Below are 8,476 nucleotides of genomic sequence, written 5' to 3'. Positions count from 1 at the left end.
ACGACGCCGGTGTCGCGCTCGGCGCCGCCTGGAGCGTGCGGCCGCCCGCTGCCGCCCCCGCCCCGCTCGACCCGTACCTCGGCAGCCCGGTGTGCCCCGCCGCCACCGGCCCCGCCTCAGCGGGCGGGCACCGCCGTACCGTAGAAGGCGTCCAGCGCGTACACGCAGCGGTCCTTGGAGCCGACGAAGACCCGCCCGCCGACGGCCACCGGCGAGCCGGTGAGCTCGCCCTTGGTGCCGAGCTCCCAGCGGAGCTGACCGCTCGCCAGGTCCAGGGTGTGCAGCGAGTGGTCCCGGCTGCCCAGGTGCACCAGGCCGTCGGCCACCGCCGGGGAGCCGACGATCTCGCCGCGGGCGGTGTAGCGCCAGCGCTCCCGGCCGGTCGCCGCCTCGAAGGCGTACAGCACCTCGCCGCTGCCGACCAGCACCATGCCGTCCCCGACCACCACGGGCTCGCCGCCCTGGCGGCTGCCGGTGACCCCGCGCCAGCGGTCCAGGCCGGTGGCCGCGTCCAGCGCGTAGACCGTGCCCAGGTAGTCGGCGACGTAGACGGCGTCGGCGTCCAGCGCGGGCGGGGTGAACAGCACCACCGGGGCCTCGAAGCGCCAGCGCTCGGCCCCGCTGGCCGCGTCCAGCGCGTACACCCGGGTACCGGCCGTGACGTACAGCACGCCGCCGCGTTCGACCGGGTGCGAGGGCACGTCCTCGCCGACCGGGAAGGACCAGCGCAGGCCGGCCCCGCGCGGGTCGATGCAGCGCAGCCGCCCGGCGCCGTAGTAGTAGGCGGCGCCGCCCACCAGGACCGGGCCGGACTGCGGGTTCTCGTAGTCCTGCTGGGCGTCGTCGGAGCGCCACAGCTCGGCGCCGTTGGCCGCCGAGCGCAGCTGGACGCCGCCGCCCCTGATGCCGCAGCAGAGCACGCCGTCGGCGGCCGAGAGCGAGTAGACCCAGCCGTCCAGCGAGGTGCGCCAGCGCTCGGTGCCGTCGGCGGCGTCCACGGTGTACAGGTGCGGGCCGTCCGCGGCGTGCACCCGGCCGGCGTCCACCGCGAGCGCCCAGGCGACGTCCCGGGTCTTGTAGCGGCGCTCGCCGGAGCCGATGTCCAGCGCGTGCACCTCGAAGCTGGAGACGAAGAGCGTGCCGTCGGCGACCACCGGGGTGCCCCAGACGTCGTTGGACATCCGGAACCGCCAGGGGCGCCAGCGCGCGGCCGGGGCCGGCGGGGGCGGCGGGGTGGGGCCCGCCCGGCGGACCCAGTCGGTCGCGGCCGGGGCGGTGTTCGGGCCGGGCTGCTCGTGCTCGGCCCGCGGCCCCGGGCCTATCCGCACCGAGGCGCCGGAGAGCTGCACCTCGACGGCGCCGCCGGTCGGCGCGCGGTGCCGGTTCGGGGAGGCGATCTTCGCGGTCGGGATCTCGGCGTCGGAGGCCTGGCCCGGCCGCGGCGCGGCGTGCACCGGCCCGGCCGGCGGCTGGGCGTGCCGGCCCGGGTTGGTGCGCGGGTCGGCCGGCCCGTGGGGCTGCGGCGGGACCTGGGGGTGCGGCGGCGCGTGCGGGGGCGGCTGCGGCGGCTCCGCCGGGCCCTGGGGCGGGCGCGGCGGCGGGGCGGCCGGGCGGCGGCCGCGCTTGCGCTCGATCAGCTCCAGCGCGTTGGCCGGCAGCCAGTCCCCGGCCTCGCCGGAGGCGTCGTCGCGGGAGAAGAGGTGCGGGGCCAGCTCGGCCTGGATCTGCGCCGGGGTGGGCCGGTGCTCGGCCGACTGCTGCATGCAGGCGCGCACCAGGTCCATCAGCTCGGGCGGCATGCCGGTCAGGTCCGGCTCCTCGCGCAGCAGCTGGAACACCGTCTCGACCGGGTTGGAGCCGCGGTAGGGCGGGTGCCCGGTGGCGCAGAAGACCATCAGCGAGCCGAGCGAGAAGACGTCGCTGGCGCCCCGGACGGTGCGGCTGTCCCGGGCCTGCTCGGGGGACATGTAGGCGGGGGTGCCGACCGCGACGTTGGTCATGGTGAGCCGGGTGTTGGACACCCCGGCCGCGATGCCGAAGTCGATCACCTTCGGGCCGTCCTCGACCACCAGGACGTTGGAGGGCTTGAGGTCGCGGTGGATCAGCCCGGCCGCGTGGATGGACTGCAGGGCCTCCGCGATCCCGGCGACCAGCCAGCGGGTGGCCTCCACCGGCAGCGGGCCGCACTCCTCGACCAGGTCCTCCAGCGAGGGCGCCGGGATGTACGCCGTGGCCAGCCAGGGCACCCGGGCGTCCGCGTCGGCGTCCACCACGGCCGCCGTGTAGAAGCCGCCGACCGTCTTGGCCGCCTCGATCTCCCGCGCGAAGCGGACCCGGAACAGCTCGTCCTCGGCCAGCTCCCCCCGGACGGTCTTGATGGCCACCCGTCGCCCGGACGCGGACCGCGCCAGGTAGACCAGCCCCATCCCGCCCGCGCCGAGCCGCCCCAGCACCTCGAAGGGCCCGATCCGCCTCGGATCGTGCGCCGTCAGCTGGTCCACTCCGCTGCCACCTCCCCGTTTCCGCACCCGCCGCGTGGTGCCGGACCCGATTCTCCAATGCCGCCCGGCGCATCTCCAACCTCCCCCGCCCGGAGAGCACCGTCGGGCGCCCCCGGGCCGACCGGAACGGAACGGCCGGATTCTGACGCCCGCTCCGGCCCCGGCTTGCGCCCGGCACCCTGGACCGTCCACTTCGGGACGATTCCGGACCCGCCACAAGTCGTCACGCTCCGTCACCCGACCACCCCTCAGCGGACTCGCCGTCACGCTGTGAGATCAAAAGCACACGGGGGGGCTTCAACAGGGGCTTCGGAGCCCGGTGAATATCCGTCCGAAGCGGTTCATGCCGCTATAGCGACCCCCGTGCGGAGTAATAGTCGCATCACCGAATCGCGCCAAGATCGTGCCACGGTAAGCTGACGGCATGACAGGACAAGTTCGCACCGTCGACGGTCGCGTCGCCGGGCGACGCGGACAGGAGACGCGGCAGAAGCTGCTCGACTGCCTCCGCGAGATGCTCAGCACGTCGCCCTATCGGGACGTCAAGGTCATCGACGTCGCCCGTATGGCGGGTACCTCCCCCGCGACCTTCTACCAGTACTTCCCGGATGTCGAGGGCGCAGTCCTCGAAATCGCCGAGGAAATGGCCAAGGACGCCGACACCCTCAAAGAGCTGGTGGCCGGAAAGTCCTGGGCAGGGAAGTCCGGACCGACCACTTCGGAAGAACTGGTCGACGGATTCCTCGCCTTCTGGCGCAAGAACGACGCCATTCTCCGAGTGGTCACGCTCGGTGCCGCCGAAGGGGACAAGCGGTTCTTCAAGATCCGCATGACGGTCCTCAACGCGGTCGCCAAGCCGCTCGCGGAAGCCGTCAAGGAACTCCAGGCGAAGGGTCAGGCCGACAAGTCGCTCGACCCGAACGCCGTGGCCGGGGCCCTGGTCTCGCTGCTCGCTTCGGCAGCCGAGCACCAGAAGGCCTTCACCTCCTGGGGCGTCAAGGTCAAGGACCTGAAGCCCAACCTCGCTCCCCTGGTGTACCTGGGCGTCACCGGCAAGAAGCCGCCCAAGTAGACCGATCCCCACACCCACCATCCGCTCCGCGCGCAGCCCCGGCCTCCTGTCCGGGGAACGACGGACGGCGGCCGTGTCCTCGGGGGAGGTCCGCCGACGTACCGCACGCGCGCCAGACATGCCGGTGGGCGGGCACCCCCTACGAGGGGTGCCCGCCCACCGGCATTCGTCGTTCTCGGAGCCTTCCGGCCGTCTCTATGGGCAGCGCACGACCTGTCCGGCGTACGCCAGGCCGCCGCCGAAGCCGAAGAGCAGGACCGGGTCGCCGGGCGACAGCTCGCCGCGCTCGACCAGCTTGGAGAAGGCCAGCGGGATGGAGGCCGCCGAGGTGTTCCCGGAGTCGACCACGTCCCGGGCCACCACCGCGTCGGAGAGGCCCAGCTTGCCGGCGATGGCGTCGATGATCCGCAGGTTGGCCTGGTGCGGGACGAAGCCCTTCAGCTCGGCCGGGTCGATCCCGGCACGCTCGCAGGCCTGCCGGGCGAGCGGGGCGAGCTGGGTGGTGGCCCAGCGGAACACCGACTGGCCCTGCTGGCTGATCACCGGGTCCCAGCCGGTGATCACCACGGCGTCGCCCTTCTCCGGCTCGGTGCCCCAGACCACCGGCCCGATACCGGGCTCGGCGCCCTCCTCCTGGGCCTCGACCACCGCGGCGCCCGCGCCGTCGCCGAAGATCACGCAGGTGGAGCGGTCGGTCCAGTCGAGTGTGTCGGTCATCCGCTCGGCGCCGATCACCAGCGCACGGCGGGCCGCACCGGCCCGGATCGCGTGGTCGGCGGTGGCCAGGGCGTACGAGAAGCCGGAGCAGACCGTGTTGATGTCGTACGCGGCGGGCGAGCGCACGCCCAGCCGGGCGGCCACGGCGGCCGCGGTGTGGGGGCTGCGCTCGATCGCGGTGCAGGTGGCGACCACCACGAGGTCGATCTCCGCCGCCGTCCGGCCGCTGTTGGCGAGTGCCTTCTGCGCGGCCTCGGTGGCGAGGTCGACCAGGCTCTCGCCCTCGGCGATGTGCCGGGTGCGGATGCCCACCCGACTGCGGATCCACTCGTCGTCGGTGTCGACCAGCGCCCTCAGGTCGTCGTTGGTGAGGACCTTGGGGGGCTGGTAGTGCCCGAGTGCCACAATGCGCGAACCGCTCATGCTGCCATGGAACCGGGTTACCCGCTGGTCAGCGGGGCATGACCGGCGACAGGATCCGCGCTCGTGATCTGTAGGGGATCGACAAGGGGCGTTGCGGGGACCGGGTCGCGCGTCAGCGGTCAGGTGGCCAGGGTGGTCGTGTCGCCCATCACGATGACCGGGTGGGCGGCCGGGTCCAGGGTACGGATCAGCTGGGCCATCTTGTCCTCGGGGATCGACACACAGCCGTGGGTGGGGCCGTCGTGGTCCACGTGGAGCCAGATGCCGCCGCCCTTCTTGGAGCCCATCGGGCGGCGCGCGTCGAGCGGGGAGTTGCCGGCGACGCGGTTGTAGTTGATCGCGACCACGTAGTCGAAGGAGCCGGCCAGCTGGTCGCCGAAGAAGCCCGTGCCGGAGACCACGAAGCTCGGGTCCTTGTCGTACGGGAGCTTGCTGCCCGGGTTGTCGTTGCGGCCGCCGGCGTCGGTGAGGCCGAAGACGCCGATCGGGCTGCGCAGGTCGCCCTCGTTGTGGTCGGTGGTCCAGCCGTTCTTGCCGTTGTGGCCCTGCCAGGTCTCGCCGGCCAGCCAGCGGCCCTCGGGGGTGCGGGTCCAGAGGACGACGGTGTTCTTGTCGGTGTTCTTGTCCGCGCCGGAGGCGACCACGACCTGGGTGGTCTCGGCGGGTATCTTCGCGGTGAAGGTGGCACCGAGGCCGGGTATCGCGGCCACCGAGGCGTCCGGGCGGGCCTCGCCGCGGGCGGCGGCCTGGGGCGCGGCCTGCCGGTCGGAGGCGGCCTGGACGGCCGCGGGGGCCGGGGCCGGGTGGTCGGGCTTGCTGACGCCCTCGGGGCCGGGGCCGTCGGCCGCGGCGAGGCCGGGCTTGGCGCCCTCCTGGCCGACGGTGTACCAGCCGGCGGCGGCCGCCACCAGCAGGGCGGTGCCGGCCATCACGGCCTTGCCGTGACGTTTCTTCTGCTTCGCCTTGCGCCGTCGGCCCCGGGCGGCCGCCCGACCGCCCTCGACGGGCGTGGCGGCGGGCACGACGGGGGCGAGCGGAGCGAGGGGTTCGGCGGCCGGCGCGTGGACTGCGGTCCCCGGCTCCTGGGCGGCGGACTCCGGCGCGGAACCGTACGGCCCGAACGGCTGCGCGTACGCCTCGGAGTACCCGTCAGCGGTCTGCTCGTAGGACGACTCGTACGGCTGCTCGTAGACGTGCTCGGGGGACTGCGCGTACCCGGGCTCGTACGGCTGCTCGTAGGACGGCTCATAGGACGGCTCGTACGACGGCTCGTACGACTGGTAGACGCCCTGGCCGTAATCCTGCCCCGCGGGCTCCTGGTACGCCTGCCGGACCGGCTGCGAGTACGGCTCGTACGTGCCGTACGGCGCCTCCTGCGACTGCTGCGGCACCCCGTACACCGGCTCCTGCATCGGCTCGTACGGCGGGTACTCGGTGGCGCGATGAGAACCGGACATGTCGTCGATCCTGCCAAACGCCGTACCCGTTGGTAAACCCGGGGTCGCGTGCGGAGGCCGTGAAGACGCCGCCGCCCGGGCCGAATGACGGCCCGGGCGGCGGGGAAGTGCGCAGGTCGGAGGGTGTGTCAGAGACGCATCGCCTGCGGCGACTCACGGCGCGTCGGGTCCGGGCCCTCGTACTCGCGGATGATCTCGTAGCGGGTGTTGCGCTCGACCGGGCGGAAGCCGGCGTCACGGATCAGGCCCAGCAGGTCGTCGCGGCCGAGCTTGTTCGGGGTGCCGAAGTTGTCCGCGTCGTGGGTGATCTTGTACTCGACCACGGAGCCGTCCATGTCGTCCGCGCCGTGGCTGAGCGCCAGCTGCGCGGTGGTGACGCCGTGCATCACCCAGAAGACCTTGACGTGCGGGACGTTGTCGAAGAGCAGCCGGGAGACGGCGAAGGTCTTCAGCGCCTCGGCGCCGGTGGCCATCTCGGTGCGGGCCATCAGCTTGTTGCGCACGACGCCGTCCTTGGAGTCGTGGAAGTCGTGCTGGTAGCGCAGCGGGATGAAGACCTGGAAACCGCCGGTCTCGTCCTGCAGCTCGCGCAGCCGCAGCACGTGGTCCACCCGGTGGCGGGGCTCCTCGATGTGGCCGTACAGCATGGTGGACGGCGTCTTGAGGCCCTTGCCGTGGGCGAGCCGGTGGATCCGGGACCAGTCCTCCCAGTGGGTGTCGTGGTCGACGATGTGCCGGCGGACCTCCCAGTCGAAGATCTCCGCGCCGCCGCCGGTCAGCGACTCCAGTCCGGCGTCGATCAGCTCGTCCAGGATCTCGTCGGCGGGCAGGCCGCTGATCTTCTCGAACCAGTGGATCTCGGTGGCGGTGAAGGCCTTCAGCGAGACGTTCGGCAGGGCCGCCTTCAGCTCCCGCAGCGAGCGCGGGTAGTAGCGCCACGGCAGGGTCGGGTGCAGGCCGTTGACGATGTGCAGCTCGGTGAGGGAGTCGACCTCCATCGCCTTGGCGAGGCGGACGGCCTCCTCGATGCGCATCGTGTAGGCGTCCTTCTCGCCCGGCTTGCGCTGGAACGAGCAGTACGCGCAGGACGCGCTGCACACGTTGGTCATGTTGAGGTGGCGGTTGACGTTGAAGTGGACGACGTCGCCGTTCTTCCGCGTCCGCACGTGGTGGGCCAGACCACCCAGCCAGGCCAGGTCGTCGCTCTCGTAGAGCGCGATCCCGTCCTCGCGGGTCAGCCGCTCACCCGCGTAGACCTTCGCCTCCAGCTCGCGCTTGAGCCCTGCGTCCATGCGGTGCCCCGCCTCCTCCGACTTCGATTCCTTGCCGGAACGAGGTTACGCCTATGCCGAGAGCAGCTCCGCGAGCAGTGCGGGTTCGATGTTCCCGCCGCTGACCACGGCCGCCACCGACTGGCCGCCGGTCTCGGCGGCGCGGTGGAAGTACGCGGCCGGGGCGACCGCCCCGGAGGGCTCGGCGACCAGCCGGCCGCGCCGGGCCAGCAGGGCGACGGTGGCACGGATCTCGTCCTCGGTGACGGTGACGATGTCGTCCACGTAGGCGGTGATGTGCTCGTACGGCAGCACGCCGACGGCCGGGGTGCGCAGGCCGTCCGCGATGGTGCGGTAGGTGTCGGCGACCGGCCAGGAGAGCCGTCGGCCGGCCCGCAGGCTGGCCTGGGCGTCCGCCGCCAGCTCGGGCTCCACCCCGACCACCCGGATGCCCGGGCGGGTGAGCTTGAGCGCGGCCGCCGTGCCGCCGATCAGGCCGCCGCCGCTGACCGGCACCAGGACGGTGTCCAGCCCGGCCGGGGCGTCCTCGGCGATCTCCAGGCCGACCGTGCCCTGGCCCGCGATGATGAACGGGTCGTCGTACGGGGGCACCCAGACGTAGCCGTGCTTCTCGGCGAGCTCGCCGGGCACGGCGTCCCGGTCCTCGGGCGACACCAGGACCACCTCGGCGCCGAACGCCCGGGTGGAGTCCACCTTCACCGCCGGCGAGGTGTCCGGCATCACGATCACGGCCTTGATGCCGAGCAGCCCGGCCGCGTACGCCACCGCCTGCGCGTGGTTGCCGCTGGACTGGGCGACCACGCCGCGGGCCCGCTCGTCCGCGGTGAGCGCGGCCAGCCGGTTGTAGGCGCCGCGGGTCTTGAAGGCCCCGGTCGGCTGGAGGTTCTCGGGCTTCAGCCAGAGCCGCCGCTCCCCCTCGGCCGCCCAGGGGGCGGGAACCAGCGGGGTGCGCACGGCGACCCCCGCGATCCGCTGCCGAGCTGCACGCAGCTCCTCCAGACCGACCAGTGCCAT

At 73.1% G+C, this 8,476-nt stretch carries 6 protein-coding genes; 1 reads left to right on the top strand and 5 read right to left on the bottom strand.

Annotated features, from left to right (window positions below):
- Positions 1–116: 116 nt before the first annotated feature.
- Entirely contained in the window at positions 117–2,501 is a 2,385-nt protein-coding gene (locus ABTY56_RS08955) for an outer membrane protein assembly factor BamB family protein (protein WP_350627705.1), read from the bottom strand.
- 424 nt (positions 2,502–2,925) lie between these two features.
- Here ABTY56_RS08955 and ABTY56_RS08950 point away from each other — a divergent pair, with 424 nt between their 5' ends.
- Positions 2,926–3,573 carry a TetR family transcriptional regulator gene (locus tag ABTY56_RS08950; RefSeq protein WP_030055725.1) on the top strand — a complete coding sequence of 216 codons (648 nt, stop codon included), beginning with the start codon at positions 2,926–2,928 and terminating at the stop codon, positions 3,571–3,573.
- A 195-nt stretch (positions 3,574–3,768) separates the two neighbouring features.
- Here ABTY56_RS08950 and ABTY56_RS08945 read toward each other — a convergent pair whose 3' ends face one another.
- From ABTY56_RS08945 to ABTY56_RS08930, 4 genes are all read right to left on the bottom strand, one after another.
- Positions 3,769–4,713: a beta-ketoacyl-ACP synthase III gene (locus ABTY56_RS08945; RefSeq protein ID WP_350627703.1), complete on the bottom strand. Its 945-nt coding sequence runs from the start codon at positions 4,711–4,713 to the stop codon at positions 3,769–3,771.
- A 119-nt stretch (positions 4,714–4,832) separates the two neighbouring features.
- On the bottom strand, positions 4,833–6,170 hold the full coding sequence (locus ABTY56_RS08940) for a L,D-transpeptidase family protein (protein ID WP_350627701.1): 1,338 nt from the start codon (positions 6,168–6,170) through the stop codon (positions 4,833–4,835).
- 128 nt (positions 6,171–6,298) lie between these two features.
- Complete coding sequence (gene mqnE, locus ABTY56_RS08935) at positions 6,299–7,462, bottom strand: aminofutalosine synthase MqnE (protein WP_350627699.1); 1,164 nt, start codon at positions 7,460–7,462, stop codon at positions 6,299–6,301.
- A gap of 51 nt (positions 7,463–7,513) precedes the next feature.
- Positions 7,514–8,476: a threonine ammonia-lyase gene (locus ABTY56_RS08930; RefSeq protein ID WP_350627697.1), complete on the bottom strand. Its 963-nt coding sequence runs from the start codon at positions 8,474–8,476 to the stop codon at positions 7,514–7,516.

Origin of the sequence: Kitasatospora sp. NPDC097691 (assembly GCF_040302665.1) — a bacterium.
Classification (GTDB): Bacteria; Actinomycetota; Actinomycetes; order Streptomycetales; family Streptomycetaceae; genus Kitasatospora.
This window is presented reverse-complemented; position numbering and strand designations above follow the sequence as displayed.

Bases quoted from the DNA above. Each gene is read 5' to 3' on its own strand.
- ABTY56_RS08950 (WP_030055725.1), top strand. From the start codon at position 2,926: ATGACAGGACAAGTTCGCACCGTCGACGGTCGCGTCGCCGGGCGACGC.
- ABTY56_RS08945 (WP_350627703.1), bottom strand. From the start codon at position 4,713: ATGAGCGGTTCGCGCATTGTGGCACTCGGGCACTACCAGCCCCCCAAG.
- ABTY56_RS08940 (WP_350627701.1), bottom strand. From the start codon at position 6,170: ATGTCCGGTTCTCATCGCGCCACCGAGTACCCGCCGTACGAGCCGATG.
- mqnE (WP_350627699.1), bottom strand. From the start codon at position 7,462: ATGGACGCAGGGCTCAAGCGCGAGCTGGAGGCGAAGGTCTACGCGGGT.
- ABTY56_RS08930 (WP_350627697.1), bottom strand. From the start codon at position 8,476: ATGGCACTGGTCGGTCTGGAGGAGCTGCGTGCAGCTCGGCAGCGGATC.